The following is a 26713-nucleotide window of genomic DNA, read 5'->3' on the forward strand; positions in this document are numbered from 1 at the left end:
CCATTTCGAGGGAAGCCATTATTTAGTATAAATAAACCACCAGTTTTTAACTGTCTCAGATAATATCGGGGTATGTTCAAACATTGATTTTGCAAGAATGGATTCCCCAATAAAACCTTGAACAATGTCTACAGGTAACATAGCCAACAAATAAAGTATTAGGAATATCAGAATATAAAACTCAATGAAACCAAATGCCGCACCTATAAATCTTGAAATAAACCCAAGAACGGGTAAGAACTTTAGAAAGTCAAACATAGAAGCAAACAATTGCAATCCAAATTTAACGACAAGGAAAATTAGAACGAATGCCAGTAATCGATAAAACGTCTCATCCAAGTCTAGTTGCTCTACCGCAAAAGATAATTTTGAACCCGCTGTTACACCGGGATAAGGAATCCAAAGTACAAATTTCTGAGCTAGTACTTGATAATATTTATAGGCAACTGCAAGAGCAATAATGAACCCTGTCATATGTATTATCTGTACAATAAGACCTCGCCGGAAACCCGTTATAAGGCCCGCGAGTAGCATAAAAACAATAATTAAATCTAACATGTACTACCGTCAACCCTTCAACTTTTTCAATTGTTCTTCCAAAAGTACGATTTGCTCTTTTAATTTCACATAATCATGTACACTATTAACAGCAGTCAAAACAGCAATTTTAGTACTGTCAAGATTAGCATTATGCAAGCTGATTTCTCTCATTCGATCATCAACCAATGAGGCAACCATTCGCATATGTTTACTGGATTCAGTGCCAATCATTTTATAGGTCTTTCCATAGATTTCTACCGCAATACGCGTTTTTTGTACGTCTTCCAATGGTTCGACCTCCCACGTAAAAACTCTGTATCCAATCATACCATGAAATCGGATTTTATGTGAATTAAGTAGACGAAAGGATGATGAAATTGACCAATCAAGTTCTTATTTTAGATGAAAAAGGTATTACTGATATTATAACTCATTATAGCATTTCAAAAGTTGTACGCAATGCCCCAGGAGTTGTCTTTGCAGCTAAGTTGCCCGATACTGCAATAACGGTCTATAAATCCAGGAAAGTTCTCTTTCAAGGTTCGGGAGCTGCACGTGAAGCAATGCGTTGGGGCATCATTCAAAACAAGGCATTACCAGACAAAGTTCAAACGAAAGGGGATATCCTTCCCGAAAATTTTGCAGCATACTCGGTAATAGGTTCTGATGAAACCGGAACGGGTGATTTCTTCGGTCCCGTTACTGTTGCGGCATGTTTTGTGCGTGCCAACCAAATTGACCTTATAAAAGAACTTGGTGTGAAGGACTCCAAACAACTAAATGACGATCTTATGCGAAAAATCGCACCTGACTTACAGGCTACTCTTATCTATAGTGTGCTCACATTGAAAAATGATAAATACAATAATGTTCAAGAAAAGGGATGGTCGCAAGGAAAAATCAAGGCATTGCTTCACAATCAAGCTCTTAAACATGTCTTAACAAAAATGGACAATGAAAAACCGGATTATATATTAATTGACCAATTTGCGGAACGCGGCATTTATTATAATCATATTAAAGAAGAGCAAGAAATCATAAGGGAAAACGTTCTTTTTTCAACAAAAGCTGAAGGACTCCATGTAGCTGTGGCTGCCGCATCGATTATTGCCCGTGTAGCATTCCTTGAGGAAATGGACAATTTAAGTAAAACTGCCGGCATGACTTTGCCTAAAGGTGCTGGTGCAAAAGTAGACGAGATTGCGGCCCGAATTTTATTGAAAGACGGCGAAGCAAAATTAAAATCATTAACGAAATGGCATTTTGCGAATGCAAAAAAAGCACAAGCTATTGCCCATAAAAAAATGAATGTAACAAAGTCTTGATGTGTACGTACTAATTAACGAGGTGATTGTTTTGAAAAAAATGTTCTTAATTCTTTTTATCGCATTATTTCTAATCGCTTGTGGAACTAAGGAAAATACCGATACCGGTAAAAGCGAACCGCTTCCACCGACTGAAGCGGAAGCGATCCAAGGAGACTTCACATATAAGTTGTTTTCGGAAAAAGATGTCTACGATGAATATGGGGATATTGCGGTTTTTGCAGAGATTACCTATACCGGTGAAATGGATTCTATCGACATTTATCACTCCGCCTCCCCTTTTTCATTTCCATTCGAAGAAAGGACACGTGGATTCACAGTTGACTATGCAATGAATGAACCACTCATAATTACAACGTTAGAAAAAGGAATCCCATTCCGTCAGAACTATGATTTTGCCGGTGGTTATAGCGATGCTGACGATGAGGACTACTTGGATTTCGTCAAGCTTGTTATCGATAAAGGTTTTCCAGAAGGCGAATACATCATTCACGGCATCGCAGATTTCTGGATTGAAGATCCCGCTGAAGCGGCGGATGATCAAAAATTTTATTTAAAAGCAGATATTGGATTTCATGTTGCGAAACCAGGCAGTAAGTAAATCTAGCCACACACGAAAGCTTTCGTGTGTGGCTTTTTTTAAGGGGCTTGGCTTGGTTTGGTTTGGTTGGACTACCTTGGGGCTTGGTTGGACTAACCAAAGGTTTCGTTGGACTAACCCGGTCCTTGGTTGGACTATCCGAATCTGGTTGGACTATCTTGGGGCTTCGTTGGACTACCAAAAGCTTTGGTTGGATTAACCCGGCCCATCGTTGGACGAACTCAGTTTCACGAAAAAACATCAAATTGAACACAAAAAAGCCGCTAACAGAGTTACATTAGCGGCTTACTTTATATTTATCCGCGGAGCAAAGCCCCTGCTTCAGTAGTTAATGCATTTAAAACCTTTTCATGTGCTTTTACGACTTCATCATCCGTAAGTGTTCGTTCTGCATCTGCATACGTCAACGAGAATGCTATCGACTTCTTACCGTCTTCTACATTATCGCCTTCATACAAATCGAATAACTTCACGGATTGCAACAATTTACCGCCAGCGTTTCGAATCACATGCTCGAGTGTGCCGGCTGATGTTTCACTAGAAACAACGAGTGCGATATCTCTAGACATCGAAGGGAAACGTGGAACTGGTACATATAGTAGCTCGTCCGTTTCAATCGCTAATAATTGTGCAAGATTCATTTCCATTACATAAGTGTTTTTCAAGTCACGTTTTTTCTGTTCTGTTGGATGAACTTGACCAATTAGACCAACTCGTTCTCCATTATGGAAAACATTCGCTGTTCGACCTGGATGCATGCCTTCAATCACCGCTTGTTCAAACGTTAATCCTTCAACTAGACCAAGACTGTCCAACATTCCTTCGATGACTCCTTTAAGAGCAAAGAAATCAACCATTTTCGTTTCTGCTTGCCATGCATGGTCGAGCCATTTGCCTGTGATTAGTGCCGCAACATGCTCAACCTCTTTAGGAAGCCCGTCTTCTTCTACCCCAAGGAATACTGATCCGGTTTCATAAAGTGCTACTGAATCATTTCGACGCGCAACGTTATAAGTTGCCACTTCAAGTAAATGAGGAATCAGACTTTGACGTAAAACGCTTCGGTCTTCACTCATCGGTGTTAACAACTCAGTTACAGGTGCAGTTTCAAGTGCGAATTTCTGAGCCTGATCTTTTGAAGTTAATGAATAAGTAAGCGCCTGATAGAGTCCAGCTCCTTCAAGAAAAGCCCTAATTACACGACGTTTTGCTTGATATGGACTGAGACCTCCAGGTGTAGACTCTGTTATCGGAAGTGTCATTGGAATTAAGTCATAGCCGTGCATTCGAGCAATTTCCTCAATAATGTCTTCTTCAATGCGAAGATCTTGACGGCGAGTAGGAGCATTGATCACAAGTTTGCCGTTTATTGCTTCGGTATCTATTTGCAATCGATCTAAAATGGACAACATCTCTTCAAGAGATATTTTCATTCCTAATGTGTTGTTAATATAATCAGGTGAAACTGTAATACGGACAGGAGTTTTATCAAGCTCGTCAATGATAACAGACCCCGCTAATACGTCCCCGCCAGCAATTTCCGATATAAGCTGTGCAGCACGTTCTGCCGCTTGGATTACTCGTTCTGGGTCCACGCCTTTTTCAAATCGCGAACTCGCATCACTCCGAAGTCCGTGTTCTTTAGACGAACGACGAATGGAGGATGGTGCAAAATAAGCCGATTCAATGACTACAGTAGTAGTTCCATCATGAACCTCTGTATCCAAACCACCCATTACACCCGCTAGTGCAACCGGCTCTTTACCATTTGTAATGACAAGATGATGTGGTATTAAAGTACGTTCTGCATCATCAAGTGTCGTAATTTTCTCACCATCTTCTGCATATCGAACAACAATTTCACCTGTTTCGAGACGATCGTAGTCAAATGCATGAAGCGGTTGTCCATATTCCATTAACACATAGTTTGTAATATCTACTACGTTATTATGTGGCCGAATACCGACAGCCATTAAACGGTTTTGAAGCCATAATGGTGACTCTTTAATTACAACATTTTTCACAACTTTTGCAACGTACATTGGATTATCTTTAAGTGCATCAATACGTAGCTTTAAAACATCTTCTGCTCTTTCACTTGATTCTGTGTACGATATTTCTGGAAGTGCGATTCCTTGTGATAAAATCGCGCCTACTTCATAAGCTACCCCCAACATACTCAGTGCATCCGAACGATTTGCCGTCAAATCGAATTCCAATACGATGTCATCGAGACCAATTAGCGGAAGTGCATTTTCACCCGGAACTGCACTGTCAGGAAGTACATAAATACCTTCTGCATATGCTTTCGGAACAAGTTTCCCTTCAATCGCAAGCTCTTGAAGCGAACAAATCATACCGTTCGATTCTTCACCACGAAGTTTAGCTGTTTTAATTTTAAAATCGCCTGGTAATACGGCACCTGGTCGTGCAACAATCACTTTTTGTCCTTCCGCAATATTGGCTGCTCCGCAAATAATTTGCGTAACTTCAGAACCAACATTCACCTGACAAATATTTAATTTATCCGCCTCAGGGTGCTTTACACATTCCAACACATGTCCAACAACGACATGCGTCATCCCCATAGAGCGATCTATAATTGCATCGACTTCAATTCCAGAACGCGTTATGCTTTCTGCCAGATCTGCCGGTGTTATTCCATTGATATTTACATAATCACTTAACCATTTTGTAGAAACTAACATAATTTATCCTCCTCAAGCTTCCGTCCGGTGGAATTGCGATAAGAAACGCACGTCATTCGTATAGAAATGACGAATGTCTTCCACACCATATTTCAACATTGCTACACGCTCTGGTCCCATTCCAAATGCAAATCCTGATACTACATTCGGATCATAACCGGACATTCTCAAGACATTCGGATGCACCATACCAGCACCTAAAATTTCTATCCAGCCTGTCTTTTTACAAATATTACATCCATCTCCACCACATTTAAAACACGAGATATCCATTTCAACGGAAGGCTCTGTGAATGGGAAAAAGCTGGGGCGAAGTCGAATTTCACGTTCGTCACCAAACATTTTCTTCGCGAATAAAGAGAGTGTTCCCTTTAAATCACTCATACAAATATTGTCCCCAATAACAAGACCTTCAATTTGTGTGAATTGATGTGAATGCGTTGCGTCATCACTATCGCGTCGGTACACTTTACCCGGACAAATAATTTTGATTGGCGCTCCGCCTTTTGCTTCCATCGTCCGTACTTGCACGGGTGATGTTTGAGTGCGTAGAAGAACATCTTCAGTAATATAAAAAGAATCTTGCATATCACGGGCAGGATGATCTTTTGGTAAATTAAGTGCCTCAAAGTTATAATAATCTTTCTCAACTTCAGGCCCTTCTGCAATTTCATACCCCATACTAATAAAGAAATCTTCAATTTCCTCGACAACCCGAGTCAAAGGATGATGATTACCTGTACGTGCAGGTCTTCCTGGTAAAGTCACATCAATAAATTCCTTTTCCAGTTGTTGATTTATTGCCTCTTCTTCAAGTATTGCCATTCGCTCTTCAAGCACTTCTGTTACAGATTCACGAATAACATTCACAAGAGCCCCCATTTTAGGACGTTCTTCTGCGGGTAATTTCCCCATTCCTTTAAGTAAATCTGTGATTGGACCCTTTTTCCCTAAGTATGCGACGCGGACATCATTTAAATCTTTTACAGTTGTTGCTTCGTTAATTTTTGCAAGTGCTTGTTCTTTCAATTCGTTTAACTGTTGCTCCATTCAAATTCTCCTTTCAAAATAGCCAAAGCGTAGGGCACCTGATTTGATGCGACAGGCATAAGACGATTTGCGAGGAGGCGTTTTTCAGCCCCACAGCGAAACGACTTATGACCCAAGCATCTGGTGCCCGAAGCCTAGACAAAAAAACTCGCCCCTATAAAAGGGACGAGGACGATTTCGCGGTACCACCCTGATTACCCTACCCGAAGATAGGATCTCTCAAATTGGAATAACGGTCCAGCACCGGCACACCTTTGCAGATTTCTCTGGTCCCGGCGGCAGCTCACGGGGTGAACTTCAACAAACTTAGCCCATCTGCGTTTTCAGTCAAGACGCGGACTCTCTTTTCGGCTTACGTTTTGTTTACTTTTCCCGATCAAAGCTTTTGATTTAATTACACTGCTTACAATTATAGCTGATATGTCTAGAATCTTCAACTCAGGAATTACTTCTTGGAATATGTGTATAAAAGAATTCCAGTAGCCACTGCAACATTAAGTGATTCCGCTTTACCATAAAGTGGAATCATAACAATCTTATCTGCTGCTTGAAGAAGTTGTGGATTGACTCCACTTCCTTCATTTCCTACGATTAAAGCGAAGTCCGATTCAATTTCTACGTCTGTATGTGCTACTGCATTTTCCAAACCTGTACCTAGTATAGGAATACCTGCTTCTTTAGACTTTTCAACCCATTCTGCAAGATCACCTCGTACAACAGGAATATTGAAGTGAGATCCCTGACCTGCACGTACCGTTTTCGAATTATAAGGATCAGCCGTACCTTTCCCTAGAATAACAGCATCCATACCCGAGGCATCCGCCGTTCGGATCATCGTTCCTACATTTCCTGGATCCTGTACTGAGTCAATTAATAATAGCTTCCGCCAAGTTGCATAGTTCTCTTCTCCGTACTGAGGTTGACGACAATGTGCGTAAATACCTTGCGTTTGTTCTGTTTCAGAAATTTCTTTCGCAACTGCATTGTTCACTTCTACTCTATGTACATTTTTAATATCCCAGTTACTAGGGATTTCAACATCTTCACGGACGATTAATGCTAAGAGAGCGCCATTATTTCTTAACGCTTCTTCTACAAGATGAAATCCTTCAACGATAAATTCCTTTGAATTATCACGTTCTTTTCGTGTTAATACGAGCTTTTTCCAATGCTTTACAAGCGAATTTTGTATCGATTCAATGCGTTTCATAAACAGTACTCCACCTTTTTCTTTTAGTGTAACAAATGTCGGTATAGTTGGCGATAATTGTGTGCAAAATAGAATTGGGAGGTTGATAAAATGGATTTTCAAATTAGAGATGCAATATCTGCTAATATGACCAATAATACAGCAGACGATATTCGCGGCGTTGTCGAAGATGCCATTCAGCGCGGGGAAGAACATTTGCTACCCGGCCTTGGTGTGTTTTTTGAAAAATTATGGAATAACTCAGGCGAGCAAGAAAAATCAAAGATGGCTGGCGAACTTGCTCAAGCTTTCACGACCAGCTGAGTCCATACACGTTTTAAAAGCCGCTCAGCTAAATGGGCGGCTTTTACTAATTGTATTGTTTACACAAAAAAGTTAAAGCCCATTGCTGTTACTACGCCAAAAACCAATGACCATACAGCAATACTTAAAGTCATCCATACCGTTGTATTGATTTTACTCGCACCAAAAAATAATCCGATAAATGCAGCAATATGTGTCCCAATTAGGATTGGCCCAACGAGTGCGAGTCCTGGCATACCATATTTATTCCAAATCCGTTTACCACGTTCGGTTCTTTTAGATTCTGCTTTCTCGCTTTTTCCGTTCCTAGATTCTTTCCATAGCCTAAACTTTTGATAGCCAAAAATAACGACAAGTACAGTGAGTAAGTTGCCCGAAAACGCTGCAATTATTACCCAGACTGGGGATAGTCCGCCGATGATCCCTAACGGAATGACTAGTCCAATTTCCAACCAAGGGATTGCTCCCCCTAAAAACACTAATAAATATTCAATCATTACTCTTCCTCACTAACATACTTTCTGATTTCCTTATAATAAATTAAATACTGCATAAACCCCAAAAATAACACTCCCATTGCCATCCACAACTTACCGATTGGGAGGCTAATATAAATTATAAACAAAAACGGAATCGCTGTCACAAAAAAGGTATAAACTTTTCTTGTAGCACGGCCCGTTGCTTGTTGAAATAATTCATCATCATCTATATATTCAGGTGGCTTCCAGTAAACAAAGGGGATTTTCCGTTCAGGATTTTTTCGATTATGCAGTAACATCCGAACGAAAAAAGTAATTACGGTAGTGAGCAATATAATCGAAATAAGAGAAAACGCTATTATATTTGACCCCGTTCCTATCATAAATGTGAGTGTTACGTCATCCCCATTAGATTCCACCACAGACGTCTTCGCAACATAGAATATGGATACCCCTATTAAGAAAATAAAACCCATCATCCATAGCGGATATGTTATGCGCATATCTTTCTTCATAATTCCTCACCACCTTCCAACCAAAATAATTCGTTTATGTCACAATTTAGGGCATGTGATAATTTCAATGAAAGCGTAACAGAAGGCGAAAACTCCCCTTTTTCAATAAAGCCGATCGTCTGCCGTGTCACACCAACTAGTTTCGCTAACTCAATTTGAGTGAAGTTATGTCGTGCACGCAATTCTCTCAACCTGTTGTTCAGCATAGGACACCTCCACCTCGAATGTATACTATTCATAACATAATGTAAAGTATTATTAACATTTGGTTAGGAATACTTTGCAATACCAATTATTGAACTCACCATTTGAATTTAAAAAACCGTCCACTCCCAAAATGATTTTATATCCGACACTTCCGCCTTTTTATCCGACACTCTGAGAGTTATATCAGACACTGCGCCCGGTTTATCCGACAGTTGAAGTGTTATATCAGACAGTTCGACCATTATATCCGCAAATCACGACTAAGGACCTACTAATAAAGCAATCAGACAGCAAAAAACCGTCCTTTGATTCATTAAAGAATCAAAGGACGGTTTTCTATAAGTTAAGATCTACTACTATACAGTTTTATTCTTCTGAGAATTGTCTTTGTCCAAGTTCTTTTTCATAAATGAACAATGCGTTTTTATCTTCACCAAGTCTCTTCAAGTATTCAATATGCGTGTCGAATGTTGCTTCCTCTTCAACTTGTTCATCCAGGAACCAATTTAGGAACGAGATTGTCGCATGTTCTTTTTCTTCCCAAGCAATATCCATTAGGCGATAAAATGATTTCGTAACTTCTTTTTCTTGCTGTAAGGACACTTCGAAAGTATTTAATAGATTATCAAACGATGTCGCTGGTGCAGGAATGGAAGAAATCTCCGCACGGAATCCTCGGTCATTTAAGTATGAATAAATTTTCATAGCATGCATTCTTTCCTCTTCCACTTGTTGTAAAAAGAAATGGGCGAACCCAGAGTAATTACGGTATTCACAATAAGAAGCCATGGATAAGTAGGTTTGTGCAGCTGCGAATTCATTATTCATTTGTTCGTTTAATGCTGTTGCTAGATTTTCACTCATCATTTGCATCGTCCCCTTTTTAATTAATATATAGTCTATATCCCATTTATGAACTTTCTAATCAAAAGGACTATATAACTACATTAAAGTATACCACACCAACGATGAAATGAGATTGAATCGAACCTAGCAATTACTATGCTTCAGATTTAATTATAGTAAAGCTGCCAATACTGCTTTTTGAGCGTGCAAACGATTTCCTGCCTGTTGAAATACATATGAATTGGGTCCGTCAATTACAGAAGTTGCAACTTCCTCTTCACGATGTGCAGGTAAACAATGTAAAAACATATAATCCTTTTTAGCATTCGCAATTAATTGATCATTAATTTGGAAGTCTTTAAAGGCAATCATACGCGCTGCTGACTCTTCTTCTTGCCCCATACTCGTCCAGACATCCGTATAAACAACATCTGCGCCCGATACAGCTTCAATTGGATTTGTCGTCTCCATGACACTTCCTCCATTTGAAGCAGCAATAACTTTTGCTTTCAACAAGAGATTTGGATTGTATTCAAAACCAGCTGGTGTTCCAACCGCGACATGCATCCCCATATGTGCTGCAGCAATTACAAGAGAGTGTGCAACATTATTACCGTCACCGATGTATGCAAGTTTTAGTCCCTTCATAGAACCTTTCACTTCCATAACGGTTAATAAATCTGCTAAAGCTTGACATGGGTGAAAAATATCCGTTAGTCCATTTATTACAGGGACTGATGTGTGTTCTGCTAATTCTTTCACCATTTCATGTGAATTCGCACGGATCATTACACCATCTAAATATTCTGAAAGCACCTTCCCAGTATCCGAAACCGACTCCCCACGACCAATTTGCATATCGCGCGCATTCATAAACATTGCATGCCCACCGAGTTGAATCATTCCAACTTCAAATGAAATGCGTGTACGCGTAGAATGTTTTTCAAAGATCATACCAAGCGTTTTTCCTGCCAATACCTGAGGCATTATTCCTTTTTTCATATCTTTCTTCATCGCATCTGCTTTATTAAGCAAGTAAGCAATTTCATCACTTGTATAGTCTAGTAATGTTAATAAATCTCTTCCCTTTAATCCCATTTCCATATCTTTCGCTGTTTCAGTTAATTGCATCATCATTTTGTCTCCGCCCTTCAAATTAAATCGTATGCCTTATTATATGTATGTATAATTATAAAGTCAAGTGTATTTTTATAACTAATTTAAAACTTTCGATTTTTAATTCCACAAAAAAAAACCTCGCTATTTCCAATTGGAATATAGCGAGGTTTCTTAAGCTGTAACCTATTCAAATGTAATTTTATTTACTGTGTCGCGATCTAACTTTTTAATGACTTCAACAATTAGTTTCACCGTGTTTTCATAATCGTCACGGTGCAACATTGCTGCATGTGAGTGTATATAACGCGTTGGAATACAAATTGCTAAGGACGGAACTCCATTCCCAGCAAGATGAATTGACCCTGCGTCTGTTCCGCCGCCCGGTATCGTTTCAAACTGATATGGAATACCATGCTCTTCAGCTGTATCCACGACAAGTTCACGTAAGCCTTTATGAGAAACCATTGAAGCATCGAACAATAAGATTTGTGGTCCGTCACCCATTTTACCTGTTGCCTCTTTAGAAGTGACTCCCGGCGTGTCGCCTGCAATACCAACATCCACTGCAAAACCAATGTCAGGTTGAATTTTTGTCGCTGCTGTTTTTGCACCGCGTAACCCAATTTCCTCTTGTACAGCACCAACCCCAAAAATGATATTTGCATGTGGTTCATTTTTAAATGCTTTTAATACATCAATTGCAATCGCACAACCGATTCGGTTATCCCATGCTTTAGCAAGGAGATATTTTTCATTGTTCATTACTGTAAATTCAAAATAAGGAACAACCATATCACCTGGTAAGATGCCCCATTCCATCGCTTCTTCTCTTGAAGTTGCACCGATATCGATGAACATATCTTTAATTTCAACCGGCTTTTTACGAGCTTCTGGCGATAAGATATGCGGTGGCTTTGAACCGATAATTCCGGTAACCGTTTCTCCACTTCGCGTAACAATCGTTACTCTCTGTGCAAGCATTACTTGTGACCACCATCCACCAACTGTCTGGAATGAAAGAAATCCTTTGTCATCTATTTTGGAAATCATGAAACCGACTTCGTCAAGATGACCCGCAACCATTATTTTAGGTCCGTTTTCTTCACCCGTTTTTTTAGCGATTAAAGAGCCGAGTCCATCTTGTTCAATTTCATCTGTAAAAGGTTCAATATACTTTCTCATAACCGCGCGAGGTTCCCGTTCATTACCCGGAATCCCTTTTGCATCTGTTAATTCTTTTAGCATCGTCAACGTTTCGTCTAGTTTCTTCATTTGCATCAGCTCCCTGTCCTTTTAAAGTAATTCTTTTCTTAACTCTGCAGCTGTTTTTGGTGAAAGGAGTCCTGGTGCGACATCAAACACTGTTTTCGCACCAACATCACCATTTTCATTCATTTTATAAGCAGCTCTAGCATACGCAACAAGCACACTAGAAGTAAATTCAGGGTTGCTTTCAAGTGCCAATGAATATTCAATAACTTGAGCGTTTCCTTCTCCTGTTTTACCGCTTCGAATGACAAATCCACCATGTGGCATTGCAGAATGAGTATTCTTTAGTTCCTCTTCATTAATAAATGTAACACTTGTATCATAGTCTACAAAGTAATCAGGCATTGTAACGATTAAATGTTCAACTGTTTTTGAATCTGCCCCATTTTTAAGAACTACATAGCAGTCACGTGTGTGCTTTTCTCTAGTTGTTAGTTTGGGCTGCGACCCACTTCGTACACGGTCAACAGCATCAGCTACAGGAATTGTGTATTGCACTGCTCCTTTAACGCCATCAATTCTACGTACAGCATCCGAATGGCCTTGACTAAGTCCCTTGCCCCAAAATGTATAGGTTTCTCCATTAGGTAGCACAGTCTCTCCAAATAGACGATTGATCGAGAATAAACCAGGATCCCATCCAACTGAAATAATCGCAGTCTTGCCATTCGGTTTTGCTGAAGCATCTACAGCTTCAAAATAACCTGGTATCTTCGCGTGTGTATCATAACTGTCAACTGTGTTAAACATAGAAGATAATGCCGGTCCTTGTACCGGTAAATCATTCTTAGATCCACCGCATAGAATAAGCACATCAATTTTATTTTGAAAGTCCTTCAATGTATCGAATGTGTAGACGGGCACTGCTTCATTTACTACTTTAACGTCGCTTGGATTCCTTCGCGTAAATACACCTACAAGGTCCATGTCCGAACATTGTGAAATTGCATATTCGACACCTCTTCCAAGGTTCCCGTAACCAGCAATTCCTATTCTAATTTTTCGACTCATAGTTTTTCCCCTTTCAAAAACCGAATTTATATCTGTTCAAATTTAATTTTAACGATAGATAGAGATGATTGCCAATTTTTGAACGAATTGTTCACAAACTATCCTTTTCTATAGAGTAAAAAGAATGGTAAGGTTAGGGTAATCTCAATTTTAATGAAATGAGGCTTTATTTAGTATGCGTGCTTTCGTTTATATCATTGTCTTTTTCTCGTTTTTTGATTTATTTTCTCAATTACCTGTAATGAGTCCATTCGCATTATCATTAGGTGCCACTCCTTTCCTCACTGGACTTGCAGTTGGATTATACTCCTTTTCTAATACAATCGGTAATGTCATATCAGGATTTTTAACGGATCGACGAGGACCATTTATGATTCTAGTTGTCGGCTTGTTTGCATCAGCAATTTCACTTTTTCTGTATTCTTTTGCAAGCGATCCAATTAGCTTACTTGGTGTTCGATTTGTTCACGGATTTATGGAAGGTTTAATCGTACCAGCAGCTTTTACATATCTAGCGAACCGTACAGAGGAATCAAAACGTGGAAGAAGCGTTGCAATTTCTGGAGCTTTTGTTGGTTTTGCAGCAATTTTGGGTCCTGCTTATGGAGGTATCGTTGCCGCAAAGACAAGTACCCCATTCATTATGGCCGTTAATGGTGGAATCATGTTTATCATCGCCATTTCAGCATTCTTTGTTTTAAGATCCTTTAAGCATGTTCGAAAAACAACGAAATTAAATTCAGCATCTACATTTCGGGTCAGAATGTTATTTAAATCCCCCGGCATGGTTCGTGCTTTTGCGGGCGCCTTCTTTTTAATGTTTTCGCAAGGAGTTCTAGCACTTGTTCTCCCACTTAAAGTAGAGGCACTGAATTTCGATACTAAGATGACCGGGCTCTTATTAAGTACATTTGGTGTGACCGCTTTACTTATTTTCCTTTTACCAATTAATCGAATCTTCGACCGTGTACGGCCTATGGTCACGCTCTCTTTTGGAATGTTATTAATGGGACTGAGCATGTTGTTTCTTAGTCAAGTAGAAGAGTTACTTTTTTTATATGTAGCGATGATAATTTACGGTGTAGGATTCGCCTTCCTCTTCCCTTCGATTAATTCGTTATTAATCGATTCCTCAGCACCCGAATTTCGTGGGAAAGCATACGGTTATTTCTACGCTTTCTTTTCTATCGGTGTAGTTGCTGGATCTGGTTTAATTGGGTACCTAGATCTCGATTTCCAAAGAGCATTTTTACTTACAGGCGTGATTTTAATACTCGTTGCCGGTTATGCAATTGTTGGTTTAAGAAGGAATAAGCCCTTACCAAATGTATAATCTATCGCAAAAAACTAAATTGAACAACAAAGGGTCCAATTCGCATATGAATTGGACCCTTTCTTTACCTATGTATCAACATTTAGGGTTAAAACAGAACTAGTTTAGATGAATTCATTAACAGATGATATATTAAAAATAAAAGGATACCATTCGCAGCCTTTATAAAGCAATCGCACCCAAGTGGAGAATATCTAACACATTGATTTCCGTTTCAGACAGGCGCGTTTTGCTTGCGAAGAATGATTAGTTTTGCTCTGTGGTAATTATTTTTCCTTGGTTTTTAATATACGTTCGACAACAAAACCAACGACTAACCCGATTGCAATTGGTAGTAATGCAATATCACCAGTTTGTGTTGAACCATCTTCCAATGGATTATTTAGAAAGATCTTAAAGTATAAAAAGGGCACATTAAATATATTTCCAATTAGGTACAAGAATATTATAGTTCCGAACACCGCAAGTAAGGTAATTCTACTAACTTTATTTTTCAATATAAATCAGCCCCTTATAAACCATGATTTATTTTCTCCAATGAATAACAGGGGTGTTCAAAGTCTCTAGCGTGAAAAAAACTCTTCCCTACCAAAAGCACAGTTAGTTGAAGATATATATTAATATTTATTTTTCTTCAAAATAAATAATTCTCTAATAAAAGCACCGATTGCTCCAGATACAAATATTGTAGATATTAAGTTCACAACTCTTACAAATGTATGGGGCGTGTAAATAACTAGAACGCTTTGAATAATTACAAATAAGGCAAAAATAATGGACATTACCATTATATATTTAGGCGTAGCTTTCTTGCGTTTTTTTATTATAATCACCCTTCCATAATTCTTATTAACTTTATATGACGTTTCTTCTTCAACTAAAGGCTCCGATTCTAGCTCAGCCCTTATTCATTAAACGCACCCAAACTAAGTATGAAATTTCACACTATTAAGACTGTTCCAGTAAATTTGTTCTTGCCTTTATGGCAAGTTTATTCAATAACAGCCATATGTGGAAATAAAGAACAGAAGCCACAACCCCCAAAATTAGATACTCCATAACTCCGTCGCCCCATCCATTTCTCACCAAATGTCCTAAGGCATAAATATTACAAAATATCCCTAAAAAGAGAAATATAATTAGAGAAATAAAGTAATTTTTTGATGTAAAAAACTCCTGTACAAAGTAAACTGCGCATAATGCGATAAAACCACCAATCAGAAAGACTGGCAATACAAATACTCCCCATAACACAAGAAAATCAGTTAGCTCAAAGTAATTTAAAGTATCAAAATAGCTTAATGAAATCAGTTGAACAAATATAAAACTGCTAACAAAACTAGTGACTGCGTAGATAATTAATATCATTCTCCATTCTCCTTTTTAACAAAGAAAGGACCATTTAATTTAAGAACCTGGTCCGATTGCGATATAGACACAATCGCTTATAAAGCAATCGCACGCTTTACTTGAATTGCGGGAATGGTGGGTCAGGTGTAAAGGTATCAATTGCAACGCTAATAATTAATATAGTCCATAGAATCATAGCAATTACACTTCCAATTCTCACCAACTTAATATGGATGTCCGATAACTCAGGAATTTCTTTATATCTCCATCGGTCTAAAAAGAAAAAACTCTCTTCTGGTTCATAAAGACTCCAAATACTAAACCCATAAATAGGTATTGAAAATACTATGAAAATAAATAACATTAATAGCACCTCCTCAAGCTATCAAAATTGTTTATACGAAACTTCTAACTAGAAGTTTTTAATTTCAATTCTTCTTTAACGCGATTAATATACTTATATCATTGTTTAATAATCTGGACCTTTAAAGAAATCGGGCACAATTCTTATTGCACAATCGCACGCTTTAACTGAATAATTTCCACTTTAATATTCAATCATAATTGCTAATGTTCCCCATTCCTTTTCTTGCTCAGGGGAGTATATTTCATATGTTCCAGCTATCAATTCTTTCATTGTCCAGCCTTCACAATCAAAATCCTTAAAGGAAATATCATTGTACATTGCTTCAAAAGTATCGTACTTTCTGAGATCTATTACCTGTACTTTTAGAATTTCATCTTGTTGGGGAACCTTTAAAAATTCTATTGAATCTCCAACTTTGATTTCCCTTCTCTTTTCATCGTTCAAGCGGACTTCCACCGTCTTTTTACCAACTTTAATAGCATGAAAATATTCGCCATACAATCCCATCTGATGTACCACTTAACAACACCTCACAAACCCTATATATTCCTAGTTTAAAACTTTTTCATTCTCCTCAAAATCGCCCGATTGAAGTATAGTCCCTATACAACAACTGCACCCGATAATTAAAGAACCTATTGTTTTTTCTTTACACTATCTAACAAAATATATCCAAACACAACACCGGCCATAACTTGAATTGTTGAATCTCCAAATAAAATAAGCTGTGGTATAAATGGTAAAATACTTTGCGGTAGATGACTTACTGAAATATATATTAATAAAATACAAATAGACGGCAATCCAATTGCAAGGAATTTAATCCAATCAAAGCCCCACTTACCGTTCTTTTTAATTTCGATTATAAACCCCGGTAATCTAATAAGTATTCCAATACAAATTGGAAATATTGATGAGTATAATAAAACGGAACTTATATCAAATGTTTCCCGAGCAATCTGTCGCAACTCGAACTGATAGCTAGCCCCAAAATAAATAATAAAACCAATAATAAGTGTCCAGGCGATATAATAGATGAACCTTTTCATAAAATCACCCCTTCCTTAATAATCTGGCCAGATTATTGCACTGAAATCGTCTTACTATAGATACGTCCGTAAGGCATGAAAGGTTTCACTTTTCAGAAGGTTGTGAGTTTGCAGAACTATGTTTTTTCTATTTCACGCACTCTCAATTAACTATACCAAAGATATCCATACGAATTTTCAAACATGAAATTCCGTTTTATTTATTTTATCCTCTTTAGTTTTACTAAATGTGAAAAAGCACCGCTAAATGCGATGCTCGTTGGCTCTTTATTTATATTTTTGTACCACTCAACGGAACGGATTAATTTAAGATGTGGCCAATCTATTTTTCACTCTTTTACGCATGTTCCATTTTGAATGCACGTATTTCATTCAAAAATACTTCTCCGTATCTTTCAAGCTTAGCTTGCCCTACGCCGTTCACTTCTAAAAAGGCTTCTTCGGTTAGAGGCATTTTCCCGACCATATCCTGTAAGCTTTTATCTGAAAAAACGACGAATGGAGGTACTCCTGAATCCTGAGCAAGTTGTCTTCTAAGTGCCCGTAACTGTTCAAACAATGGATTATCTGCAGTAATCTGTTTCGTTACTACGGATACTTTTCTTTTGACAATTATTTCTCCTGTTAGTACATTCTTTCCTTGTTCACTTACATAAATTGTTGGGAATTGACCATTTTCTACGCCTAGGTAACCTTCCGAAATTATGAACTCAATAAACTCAGATACATCTCTTGCACTTCTTTCTTTCAGAATTCCATACGTAGAAAGTTTTTCAAAGCCGAATTCAAAGACTTTCTTATTTCGAGATCCTGTTAGAACTTGTGCAATCATTGTCTTACCGAAACGCTGCCCCATACGGATGACACAGGACAAGACTTTCTGAACATCCTCTGTTACATCAGAACTTTCTCTAGTATCTGTACAATTTGCACAACGTCCACAGTTTTCCGCATTTAATTCGCCAAAATAGGTAATGATGAATTTTTGTAAACAACCTTCTGTATGACAGTAATCAATCATTAATTGTAACTTTTCAAGTTCAGCAGGAATCCGACTCGGATCTTGAGATAAATCGATTAAAAAGCGTTGGGTTTGAACGTCTTGCGAAGAAAAAATTAGCGTACAGTGACTATCAAGTCCATCACGACCTGCACGACCCGCTTCTTGATAGTAACTTTCCATATTTCTCGGCATTTGATAATGAATAACGTATCGAATATTTGATTTATCTATACCCATTCCAAAGGCATTTGTTGCAACCATTACAGATACTTCATCATTCAAAAATTGCTCTTGACCTGTTTGGCGTTCATTATCCGACAAGCCGGCATGATATTTAGATACGGTTATCCCCATTTTCAAAAGCATGTCATGGACATGATCAACCGCTTTTCGTGTGGCCGCATAAATGATACCTGCTTCACCTTCATTTTTCCGCACATACTCTTTGACATACTTATCACGATCCTGTCCTTTTAAAACTGAAAAAGACAAATTCGCTCGTTCAAAACCGGTCATAACCGTATTATTAGTTGTAATCCCGAGTTGCACACAAATATCCTCACGAACAGCTGGTGTTGCCGTAGCTGTTAGCGCAAGAACGACTGGTTTAGTATCGAAATAAGAAATAACCTTTCGGATATTTCGATAACTTGGACGGAAGTCATGTCCCCATTGTGATATACAATGTGCCTCATCTATTGCAACCATAGGTACATTCATCAAACGTAGCTGGTTTGTAAAGGATGGTGAATCGAGACGCTCCGGCGCTATGTACAATAATCGATACTCACCCTCAATTGCAGCTTCCATCGTTAATCGGTACTCTTCCGCAGACATTGTACTATTAATAAATGCAGCAGAAATACCGGCCACATGAAGTGCATCAACTTGGTCTTTCATAAGTGAAATTAGTGGTGACACAACCAGCACAGTGCCTTTCATTACAAGTGCGGGCACCTGATAACAAACCGACTTCCCGCCGCCTGTAGGCATTACACAAAGTGTATCTTCACCATTTAGGACCTTGCTAATAACATCTTCCTGACCTTGCCGAAATGTATTATAACCGAAGTATGTACTTAAAATTTCTGTAGCTTTAATCAACTGAAAGTACCTCCTTTATTCAATAAAAAACGCCTAAAATAAGGCGTTTTCTTTTGGATATCTTATTACTTTTCGAGTAGTAGTCGTTCTTCATCGCGACTATGTATTTCGTTTACAACCATTAACGCATGAAAACGGTGAAGCACACCAGGACTTAAACCCTCTTCGACGCGAAGGTCCTCAATATCTTTCACAATAATACGAATCAGGTCATGATCCCGTGTTAACATTGTTATCGAATCTTTTAATTCGGGATTTTGTTTTGAAATCTCCAAGTAAAATCCACTTTCCTCGGCATCCGCATGACTGATTACACGTGTTTTCCAGTAATCCACCAAATCATCTGCAGCTTTGACGGCCATTTCCAAATCCCCATCTTTTAGAAATTCCATCATACCTTTAGTTTTAGTGATGGCTCCAGAGAGACCACCTTCATGTATTGAACGATGAGCTTGAAGTTGACGTAATGCGGGTCCAGACATACTAATCATCCTTTCACAACTGTTTCTTATATATATAGAATACCAGAACAGGAAGCATTTTGAAACATATCCGAGATGTTGCTTACGCTTTATTCGGTGAACTAAACAGCGAGGCGACAATTAAACCAACGATGAATGCAATCACGCTCATAACAAATTCGGTGCCATGATCAGGAACCCCGGGGTAAATAACAAATATGGATCCTATAATTAAACCAATAATTATAGAAAACGTTAGATACGTGTAATTTGAAAGCAAGAAACTAATCACTTTGCTACTGACAATGAAACCAACAATTACTCCTGCTCCAATCACCGCAATAATTGGTAGATTTAAATTCGATAATGCACCGATAGCAGTTGAATACACGCCTAGTAATAGCAATATAAATGAGCCACTAATACCAGGTAGCAACATTGCCATGCTACCCAACCAACCCGCAAAAAATAATTTAAGTGCGTTTGCAGAAGTCAACACCGTTATTGGATTCGTATCCTGTGGTTTTAAAAAGGCCAATGAAGCAAGTGCTACTCCTACCAATAATATAATTAAGAAATGTTGCAACTTGAAATTCTTTTTCATATTTACGTGCTTTGTAATAAATGGTAGTACTCCGATAATTAAACCCATAAAAAAGAATTGTGTGGGTGCGTGGTGATTTACCAGTAAATACTCAATCATTTTACTGAATACAAGAAGAGCAATTCCAATTCCAATTCCTAGTGGTAGCAAAAAACCTATATATTTTTTCCATTCACGGCTGAAAAAGCCACTAATCGAAGCTAATAATTCATCATAAATACCCATTATAAAAGCAATTGTTCCCCCACTTACTCCAGGGATTAAGTCGCTTATTCCTATAAAAAGGCCACGATATATATTTTTCCATTGCATAAACAATTTCATCCTTCCAAATTTAATGCGATTGCATTCATTATATCATTTATCAGCTTTACCCGTAAGAATTAAAAATAGACAGTTAAATTCCCAGTCTTAAGACATGTATGCTCAACTTGACATTAAGTATAGTCAAGTATACATTATTAATATAAACAAATTAGGAGGTAGCCACGGTGCTTATTAATAAGGTCAAAGAGCTACGTGCTCGACTCAGTCTGACACAAGGTGAACTTGCAGATCGGGTCGGAGTAACAAGACAAACAATTGTTGCGCTTGAAAAAGGCAGCTACACCCCTTCCCTTCTACTTGCCATGAATATCGCAGAAGAGTTTGAAATGCCGATTGAAGAGATTTTTTCAAAGGAGGGGAAATGAGAATGAAGAGTTTAACGATTTCAATTTCCACCAGAATTTTCACATTACTAATGCTAGGTTTTTACATACTTTCTATTAATGATTTTCAAACTTTAAGTGGAATACGACCTTTCTTTATAGGTGGGTTTTTCATTGCTCTTCTATTGGATTCACGACAGCAACATATTTACAAAAAGAATCATCTTACTGGCCGGCTTACGTATCAAGAACGCGTTTTACCTGAATTCAACTCCAATGACGAACGAGAATCTGAATTAACCGGTAAAGCAGCGAAGAACGCATTTTCAATCATTATTCTCCTAATGCCAATAATCCTAGTACTACTCGGATTTATGATGATTTTCAATTCTCCACATCTATTTATGTATACTTATTTATCCTTTATAGCAATACCGATTATAGGATTACTCACATATTTCTTTTCATATCGATTTCATTATTTAAACTAACGGGGGGGAGCCATTTGAATAAGACAATCATTTTCATTATCCTACGAGTTTGTTCATTTATTGCAATTGCTTTTTATGTTTTGCATTCATTTAAATTAAACGAATTTAATTTTATGATTGATAACGGAGAAATTACATTTGAAAAATATATGACATTGAAAAGTGGAATTAATAGTTACTTGTATATCTTACCAATCTTCCTTATTGTCGACGGCTTTTATAACTTAACAAATAAAAAGAAGCGAATTGATGGAACAATTCGTATGAAAGAATATATTTTACCTGAGTTTAACCATTCAGACGAAAGAGAATCGGTACTTACTGGGAAGGCAGCAAAAGCTGGATTAGCTATCATCCTTTTCTACACAATGCTCGTACTGGTTTCCTACGTTTTCATCTTAATGAGCACTATTCCGATAGCAACATTCATGATTTTTGCAACTGCATCCATCCCTATTGTGGGATTGATCGCATACTATGGTTCATATCGTTATTATTACACGAAATAAAAAATCGTCTGAGCAACTGCAACAGCTGCTCAGACGATTTCCCATTTTATTAAGACACATAAGTTTCATTTCTAAACTTTTCTATCGCTGCCATACGCTCGTCGTATTGTTCAACGGTCATCTCGTGTTCAATAAAATAACGATTGCGTGGGTGTACACGACATTCATCTGTACAACTTCTCATATATAAATGCTCATTTTCTTCCGAACAAATAATTTGTGCATTACAAATTGGGTTCGCGCAGTTAACATAACGTTCACATGGCTCACCGTCGAAATGATCTCGTCCTACAATAACATGTTCGGTTTGATTGACAGGTACGACCAGTCGCTCATCGAACACATAGCATTGTCCATCCCACAGCTGACCTTGCGCAACAGGGTCTTTACCATACGTAACGATTCCTCCGTCCAATTGTCCAACATCTTCAAAACCTTCACGAACAAGCCAACCTGAAAATTTCTCACAACGAATTCCACCAGTACAATACGTCAAAATCTTTTTACCTTCAAATTGTTCTTTATTGTCACGAATCCATTCCGGCAATTCACGGAAGTTTGCGATATCAGGGCGGATTGCTCCCCGAAAGTGACCAACGTCAAATTCATAATCATTTCGTGCATCTATAACTACTGTATCCTCATTACGCATCTCTTTTAAAAATTCTTCAGGACTCAAATAGTTCCCTGTTAGTTCGTTAGGATCAACATCATCCTCAAGACTTAAATTGACAATTTGATCGCGCACCCGAACATGCATCTTTTTAAAGACATGTCCCTCTGATTCATCAATCTTAAAAACAATATCAGAAAAGCGCTCATCAGATCTTAACATTGCCTCATATGCATCTGTTTGTTCGATTGTTCCTGAACATGTCCCGTTAATTCCCTCTTCTCCTATGAAGATTCGTCCTTTTAAACCAATCTCCTTACACTGTTTCAAATGCTTCGCTACAAATTCTTCCGGGTTTTCCACGGAAACGTATTTGTAAAACAGAAGAATTCTGTATGTTTCTTTTTCCATTTTTCATTCCACCTTAATTATTATCTAATATTTACTATTTATAAAGCCATTATACATAAATAATCCATAAACGAAGACGCACAAAAACGTACCCGCAAATGTAAAATTCGAGATGAACACATTATATCATATAAAGCTGGATAGAAAAAGAAGAATTACTTCCGAATCTAATACCCCCGAAACAGATACAAATTAATAAATTACGCCTCTAGTCCTGTCTCTCTCTATCATCATGACGCCTTTTGAATCATTGGTAAACTATATATCTTACTGTATACTTATATATGACATTTTATTAGTAATTACGACACAGAACATTCGATTATTCGAAACTTTTTTCGACATTTATCCGTCTAATACTTTATTACATACAAAGGAGACACTAGTTTATGAAAATTACAGAAAGGAAGCGTCATTCCCCTTGGATTGATGTTACTTTTACCACCATAGTTATTATTTTAACACTTGTAGCTGGCTTTTTAACATTTTTGTCTATAAAAAGTAATGCCGTCATCGAAACGAACGTAAATTCTTCACCTTCGATAATACCAACAAAAGTTGAAACCATTGAATCCAATTATCCGGGTATTAAAATTGTTACAGAAACATCGAATGATTCATATACTCCATTCGCAATTCAATATCCACAAAGTATACATAGCACATTTAATGAAAAAATTACATTCTACGTTAACAATGCAAAACAAAACTACTTAAATACGATGCAAAATAATATGCTTTTAGGTTTAAAATCAGCCGGTGAATTAAATATTTCCTTCGAGACGTTTCCTCATTACTCGGGAAATTATTCATTCGTCATGGTTGTGGCAAATAACTATGGTTCTGTCAGGGGTATGACAGAAATTCGTTCCTTTCATTTAAATCCTATATCTGGGGAAGCTATTGAAATTCAAGATATCTTTTATCATGATCAAAAACGCCTTGAATTGGTTTCAGAATCAGTTCGGTCTCTTTTATTTAATGACCCTGCACTTAAAAATGTTTTATTTCTAGAAGAAGCAAATATCAATACTGAACCCGTTTGGGAAAACTTTAATAACTTTGCAATTACGAATGATGAAATCATCTTTTACTTTCCTGAATTAAAATTAGCACCACAATCTGCGGGTATGCCCATTACAGCCGTTCCTTTACGTGAAATTGATAAAGTACTTGCAAACTCTTATAGGGATCTAGAAATTATGAATTCTCCTATTTCGAATAAAACAGACTCAGAACCTATTGAAGACAACAAGATTACTGAAACACCTCCACCAAAAAACGATACGACCGAATCCGTAGAAAATAGTGTCGAGTCTACCAAAAATGAAATGAAGCAAGTTGCATTAACTTTTGATGATGGACCTGATCCAATGGTGACTACTCAGATCCTAGAGACTCTTAAAAAATATGAAGCAAAAGCAACATTTTTCATGCTTGGAAGTCGTGTTGAGTATTATCCTGAAATCGCAAAAAAAGTGAAAGATGACGGACACGAACTTGGAAATCACACGTGGAATCATTCTGATTTAACCAAAGCTAGCAATGAAAAGGTACAGTCTGAAATTAATAGAACGTCTTCAATAATTGAAGACGTAACTGGTGTAAAAGCGACTGCTTTCCGCCCACCATATGGAGCTGTTAATAAAACGGTGCGGTCACAAACAGTTCTACCTGTTTACCTATGGGATGTTGACACACTGGATTGGAAACATCGAAATGCAAATCAGCTACTTGCTTCTGTACAAAACAAGACGAAAAATGGAAGTATAATTTTAATGCACGATATTCACCAATCAACAGCTGACGGACTTGATGCAGTATTATCCTATTTACAAAGCGAAGGATTCGAATTTGTTAGTGTTTCTGACTTAAACTAAAGTACTTTGGCTGTACACTCTAATTTCCGACCTAAAAAGGTCAGGAAATTAGAGTTTTTTTATAGAAATCACAATTAATATCTGTTATACTGAATATAGAACAAAGGGGAGGTATTCATATTTTTATTCACATTGAAACAGATTCTGAAATCCCTATTTATATACAATTATCAAATGAGCTCATAAAAGGAATTGCGAATGGCTCAATAAAACCTAATGATGTGCTCCCATCTGTTCGTTCACTTGCAGCAGATCTTAGTGTAAATATGCATACCGTCAATAAGTCTTATCATGAATTGGAAAGGAAAGGAATAATCCGCATCATTCCGAAGTCAGGTGCTGTTGTGAATATCCCTTTTGTCGACGATATAATACAAAAACGCATTGCAGGAGATTTAGAGCCAATTATAAATGAGGCTATCGCCATCGGTCTTTCGGAAAATGAAATTTTGGCTGCTGTAAGAAATCTCATCTCACAAGCGAAGGAGGAAGAACAATGAACTTGGCAGTTATGCTCTTCATTTTACTCTTTATCACCATTCTTCAATCAGCAATTCCTTATTTGATAAAACAAACGCTCGTTTTTGGAGTTACAATTCCAAGTAGCCATAAGGATGACCGCAAATTAGCATCCTATAAACGTATTTATTCACTAATTATCGCTATTACCGGCATTCTTGCAATTACAGTCTTTACAATTTGGGCACTTCCGCAAAACTTGGGTGAAGAAAAGATTGTTCTAACTGGCGTCGCACTTCAATTCGTCATTCTATTTCTAGGCATGTCTTTATATTTTCTTTTTCACGCAAAGACTTTACGCCTTAAACGCGATAACAATTGGGGTTCGGATTTAAAACAAATACGTGTAACCGACATTGCAATTCGATCAGCGGATGAAATGCTGCCGTGGACAATATATATACTTCCTATCTTCGTCACTATTGGATTGGTAATTTATACTGCAACCCAGTATGCAAATCTACCGGAACTTATTCCAACACACTGGGGAATTGACGGCACGGCTGATGCCTTTAGCAATAAAACTCCTTTTTCTGCTGTTGCTCTTTTACTAATTCTCCTTGTCATGCAAGGTATGATGCTTGGAATTAATGAGCTTACGAAAAAATCAGGAATTAAAATCAATGCAACTTCAAAAAAGCGGTCTAGAGTTCAACAATTATCGTTTAGAAAATATACGAGTTGGTTTTTATTTATGACAACACTTCTAACGACAATTCTATTTAGTTTCTTACAACTGAATACTATCCATAGTAATCTCGGAAGTCCGACGATGCTGCTCGCACTCCCTCTTAGTTTTCTTTTAATCACTTTTATTATGACTGCACTTTATGCTTTTAAAGTTGGTCAAAGTGGATCTCGTATTTCTGTGGATATGGAAGACGAAAAAGTAGAGGGTGTTACAGATTATGATGATGACCAATTTTGGAAAGCTGGTGTCTTTTATTTCAATAAAGACGACCCTTCTATTTTTGTAGAAAAGAGATTCGGGGTTGGTTGGACCTTAAATTTCGGACACCCCGTTGGTTATCTTGTTCTATTTGGCCCTTTAGTTCTCATCGTAGTTATTACTTTTTTAATTTAATATAGGCAGCAATCCTTATGGGTAATCCGTTCGGTTCGCTCGTATAAGAACAAAAGAGACTACTGTAAACGTTAAACTAGAGTCAACAGTTTTCAACAAATA

Annotated in this window: 31 protein-coding genes and 1 other annotated feature; of the genes, 10 read left to right on the forward strand and 21 right to left on the reverse strand. The window is 37.6% G+C overall.

Annotated features, from left to right (window positions below):
- Positions 1-18 precede the first annotated feature (18 nt).
- Both ACP8HH_RS11305 and zapA read right to left on the reverse strand, forming a co-directional pair.
- Positions 19-558: a CvpA family protein gene (locus ACP8HH_RS11305; RefSeq protein ID WP_438311326.1), complete on the reverse strand. Its 540-nt coding sequence runs from the start codon at positions 556-558 to the stop codon at positions 19-21.
- A gap of 9 nt (positions 559-567) precedes the next feature.
- Positions 568-828, reverse strand: coding sequence for a cell division protein ZapA (zapA, locus tag ACP8HH_RS11310; protein WP_438311328.1), 261 nt, complete (start codon positions 826-828; stop codon positions 568-570).
- Positions 829-917: 89 nt separating this feature from the next.
- Between zapA and rnhC the strand changes: the two genes are divergently transcribed.
- Both rnhC and ACP8HH_RS11320 read left to right on the forward strand, forming a co-directional pair.
- Positions 918-1865, forward strand: a complete 948-nt coding sequence (gene rnhC, locus ACP8HH_RS11315) for a ribonuclease HIII (protein ID WP_438319136.1) — start codon at positions 918-920, stop codon at positions 1863-1865.
- 31 nt (positions 1866-1896) lie between these two features.
- Positions 1897-2466 (forward strand): hypothetical protein, encoded by a 570-nt coding sequence (locus tag ACP8HH_RS11320; protein ID WP_438311329.1) that lies wholly within the window; start codon positions 1897-1899, stop codon positions 2464-2466.
- A 296-nt stretch (positions 2467-2762) separates the two neighbouring features.
- On the opposite strand, the gene pheT is transcribed toward ACP8HH_RS11320, so the two are convergent.
- The 3 genes from pheT to ACP8HH_RS11335 form a co-directional block, all read right to left on the reverse strand.
- Entirely contained in the window at positions 2763-5174 is a 2412-nt protein-coding gene (gene pheT / locus ACP8HH_RS11325; protein ID WP_438311331.1) for a phenylalanine--tRNA ligase subunit beta, read from the reverse strand.
- 12 nt (positions 5175-5186) lie between these two features.
- The gene (gene pheS / locus ACP8HH_RS11330; RefSeq protein ID WP_438311332.1) at positions 5187-6224 is read right to left on the reverse strand and encodes a phenylalanine--tRNA ligase subunit alpha; all 1038 of its coding nucleotides are present in this window, start codon (positions 6222-6224) and stop codon (positions 5187-5189) included.
- 158 nt (positions 6225-6382) lie between these two features.
- Positions 6383-6613, reverse strand: a binding site (T-box leader).
- 56 nt (positions 6614-6669) lie between these two features.
- Complete coding sequence (locus ACP8HH_RS11335) at positions 6670-7434, reverse strand: TrmH family RNA methyltransferase (RefSeq protein WP_438311335.1); 765 nt, start codon at positions 7432-7434, stop codon at positions 6670-6672.
- Positions 7435-7524: 90 nt separating this feature from the next.
- Here ACP8HH_RS11335 and sspI point away from each other — a divergent pair, with 90 nt between their 5' ends.
- Entirely contained in the window at positions 7525-7737 is a 213-nt protein-coding gene (gene sspI, locus ACP8HH_RS11340; RefSeq protein WP_438311337.1) for a small acid-soluble spore protein SspI, read from the forward strand.
- Positions 7738-7796: 59 nt separating this feature from the next.
- On the opposite strand, the gene ACP8HH_RS11345 is transcribed toward sspI, so the two are convergent.
- From ACP8HH_RS11345 to ACP8HH_RS11375, 7 genes are all read right to left on the reverse strand, one after another.
- A complete protein-coding gene (locus ACP8HH_RS11345; protein ID WP_438311338.1) occupies positions 7797-8234 on the reverse strand; it encodes a small multi-drug export protein in 438 nt (145 codons plus the stop codon).
- On the reverse strand, positions 8234-8731 hold the full coding sequence (locus tag ACP8HH_RS11350) for a hypothetical protein (protein ID WP_438311340.1): 498 nt from the start codon (positions 8729-8731) through the stop codon (positions 8234-8236). The genes ACP8HH_RS11345 and ACP8HH_RS11350 overlap by 1 nt, the downstream gene beginning before the upstream one ends.
- The gene (locus tag ACP8HH_RS11355) at positions 8728-8937 is read right to left on the reverse strand and encodes a helix-turn-helix transcriptional regulator (protein WP_438311343.1); all 210 of its coding nucleotides are present in this window, start codon (positions 8935-8937) and stop codon (positions 8728-8730) included. The genes ACP8HH_RS11350 and ACP8HH_RS11355 overlap by 4 nt, the downstream gene beginning before the upstream one ends.
- A gap of 367 nt (positions 8938-9304) precedes the next feature.
- On the reverse strand, positions 9305-9805 hold the full coding sequence (locus ACP8HH_RS11360) for a ferritin (RefSeq protein ID WP_438311345.1): 501 nt from the start codon (positions 9803-9805) through the stop codon (positions 9305-9307).
- Between the two features lie 150 nt (positions 9806-9955).
- Complete coding sequence (gene argF, locus ACP8HH_RS11365) at positions 9956-10918, reverse strand: ornithine carbamoyltransferase (protein ID WP_438319138.1); 963 nt, start codon at positions 10916-10918, stop codon at positions 9956-9958.
- A 168-nt stretch (positions 10919-11086) separates the two neighbouring features.
- Positions 11087-12175: a M42 family metallopeptidase gene (locus ACP8HH_RS11370; protein ID WP_438311346.1), complete on the reverse strand. Its 1089-nt coding sequence runs from the start codon at positions 12173-12175 to the stop codon at positions 11087-11089.
- Between the two features lie 21 nt (positions 12176-12196).
- The gene (locus tag ACP8HH_RS11375; RefSeq protein ID WP_438311348.1) at positions 12197-13183 is read right to left on the reverse strand and encodes a diaminopimelate dehydrogenase; all 987 of its coding nucleotides are present in this window, start codon (positions 13181-13183) and stop codon (positions 12197-12199) included.
- 175 nt (positions 13184-13358) lie between these two features.
- On the opposite strand from ACP8HH_RS11375, the gene ACP8HH_RS11380 reads away from it, so the two are divergent.
- Positions 13359-14516 carry an MFS transporter gene (locus ACP8HH_RS11380; protein ID WP_438311350.1) on the forward strand — a complete coding sequence of 386 codons (1158 nt, stop codon included), beginning with the start codon at positions 13359-13361 and terminating at the stop codon, positions 14514-14516.
- 266 nt (positions 14517-14782) lie between these two features.
- On the opposite strand, the gene ACP8HH_RS11385 is transcribed toward ACP8HH_RS11380, so the two are convergent.
- From ACP8HH_RS11385 to ACP8HH_RS11420, 8 genes are all read right to left on the reverse strand, one after another.
- Positions 14783-15013 (reverse strand): hypothetical protein, encoded by a 231-nt coding sequence (locus tag ACP8HH_RS11385; RefSeq protein WP_438311353.1) that lies wholly within the window; start codon positions 15011-15013, stop codon positions 14783-14785.
- Between the two features lie 451 nt (positions 15014-15464).
- Positions 15465-15884 (reverse strand): hypothetical protein, encoded by a 420-nt coding sequence (locus ACP8HH_RS11390; RefSeq protein ID WP_438311355.1) that lies wholly within the window; start codon positions 15882-15884, stop codon positions 15465-15467.
- Positions 15885-15981: 97 nt separating this feature from the next.
- On the reverse strand, positions 15982-16230 hold the full coding sequence (locus tag ACP8HH_RS11395; protein ID WP_438311357.1) for a hypothetical protein: 249 nt from the start codon (positions 16228-16230) through the stop codon (positions 15982-15984).
- Positions 16231-16413: 183 nt separating this feature from the next.
- Positions 16414-16740: an ASCH domain-containing protein gene (locus tag ACP8HH_RS11400; RefSeq protein WP_438319140.1), complete on the reverse strand. Its 327-nt coding sequence runs from the start codon at positions 16738-16740 to the stop codon at positions 16414-16416.
- A gap of 128 nt (positions 16741-16868) precedes the next feature.
- Positions 16869-17282 carry a hypothetical protein gene (locus tag ACP8HH_RS11405; RefSeq protein ID WP_438311358.1) on the reverse strand — a complete coding sequence of 138 codons (414 nt, stop codon included), beginning with the start codon at positions 17280-17282 and terminating at the stop codon, positions 16869-16871.
- A gap of 337 nt (positions 17283-17619) precedes the next feature.
- On the reverse strand, positions 17620-19389 hold the full coding sequence (gene recQ, locus ACP8HH_RS11410) for a DNA helicase RecQ (RefSeq protein ID WP_438311360.1): 1770 nt from the start codon (positions 19387-19389) through the stop codon (positions 17620-17622).
- Positions 19390-19454: 65 nt separating this feature from the next.
- Positions 19455-19871 carry a hypothetical protein gene (locus tag ACP8HH_RS11415; RefSeq protein WP_438311362.1) on the reverse strand — a complete coding sequence of 139 codons (417 nt, stop codon included), beginning with the start codon at positions 19869-19871 and terminating at the stop codon, positions 19455-19457.
- Positions 19872-19953: 82 nt separating this feature from the next.
- On the reverse strand, positions 19954-20766 hold the full coding sequence (locus tag ACP8HH_RS11420) for a DUF368 domain-containing protein (RefSeq protein ID WP_438311364.1): 813 nt from the start codon (positions 20764-20766) through the stop codon (positions 19954-19956).
- A 179-nt stretch (positions 20767-20945) separates the two neighbouring features.
- On the opposite strand from ACP8HH_RS11420, the gene ACP8HH_RS11425 reads away from it, so the two are divergent.
- From ACP8HH_RS11425 to ACP8HH_RS11435, 3 genes are read left to right on the forward strand one after another with little or no spacing between them, the layout of a single operon-like run.
- Positions 20946-21146 carry a helix-turn-helix transcriptional regulator gene (locus ACP8HH_RS11425; protein ID WP_438311366.1) on the forward strand — a complete coding sequence of 67 codons (201 nt, stop codon included), beginning with the start codon at positions 20946-20948 and terminating at the stop codon, positions 21144-21146.
- A 2-nt stretch (positions 21147-21148) separates the two neighbouring features.
- Positions 21149-21595 carry a hypothetical protein gene (locus ACP8HH_RS11430; protein ID WP_438311368.1) on the forward strand — a complete coding sequence of 149 codons (447 nt, stop codon included), beginning with the start codon at positions 21149-21151 and terminating at the stop codon, positions 21593-21595.
- Positions 21596-21609: 14 nt separating this feature from the next.
- Positions 21610-22104, forward strand: coding sequence for a hypothetical protein (locus tag ACP8HH_RS11435; protein WP_438311370.1), 495 nt, complete (start codon positions 21610-21612; stop codon positions 22102-22104).
- Positions 22105-22153: 49 nt separating this feature from the next.
- Here ACP8HH_RS11435 and trhO read toward each other — a convergent pair whose 3' ends face one another.
- Positions 22154-23128: an oxygen-dependent tRNA uridine(34) hydroxylase TrhO gene (trhO, locus tag ACP8HH_RS11440; RefSeq protein WP_438311372.1), complete on the reverse strand. Its 975-nt coding sequence runs from the start codon at positions 23126-23128 to the stop codon at positions 22154-22156.
- A 389-nt stretch (positions 23129-23517) separates the two neighbouring features.
- On the opposite strand from trhO, the gene ACP8HH_RS11445 reads away from it, so the two are divergent.
- From ACP8HH_RS11445 to ACP8HH_RS11455, 3 genes are all read left to right on the forward strand, one after another.
- A complete protein-coding gene (locus ACP8HH_RS11445; RefSeq protein WP_438311373.1) occupies positions 23518-25008 on the forward strand; it encodes a polysaccharide deacetylase family protein in 1491 nt (496 codons plus the stop codon).
- Positions 25009-25229: 221 nt separating this feature from the next.
- Positions 25230-25508, forward strand: a complete 279-nt coding sequence (locus ACP8HH_RS11450; protein ID WP_438311375.1) for a GntR family transcriptional regulator — start codon at positions 25230-25232, stop codon at positions 25506-25508.
- A complete protein-coding gene (locus tag ACP8HH_RS11455; protein ID WP_438311377.1) occupies positions 25505-26611 on the forward strand; it encodes a DUF1648 domain-containing protein in 1107 nt (368 codons plus the stop codon). Before ACP8HH_RS11450 ends, ACP8HH_RS11455 begins: the two co-directional genes overlap by 4 nt.
- Positions 26612-26713: the final 102 nt, after the last annotated feature.

Origin of the sequence: Sporosarcina sp. FA9 (assembly GCF_051550205.1) — a bacterium.
Classification (GTDB): Bacteria; Bacillota; Bacilli; order Bacillales_A; family Planococcaceae; genus Sporosarcina.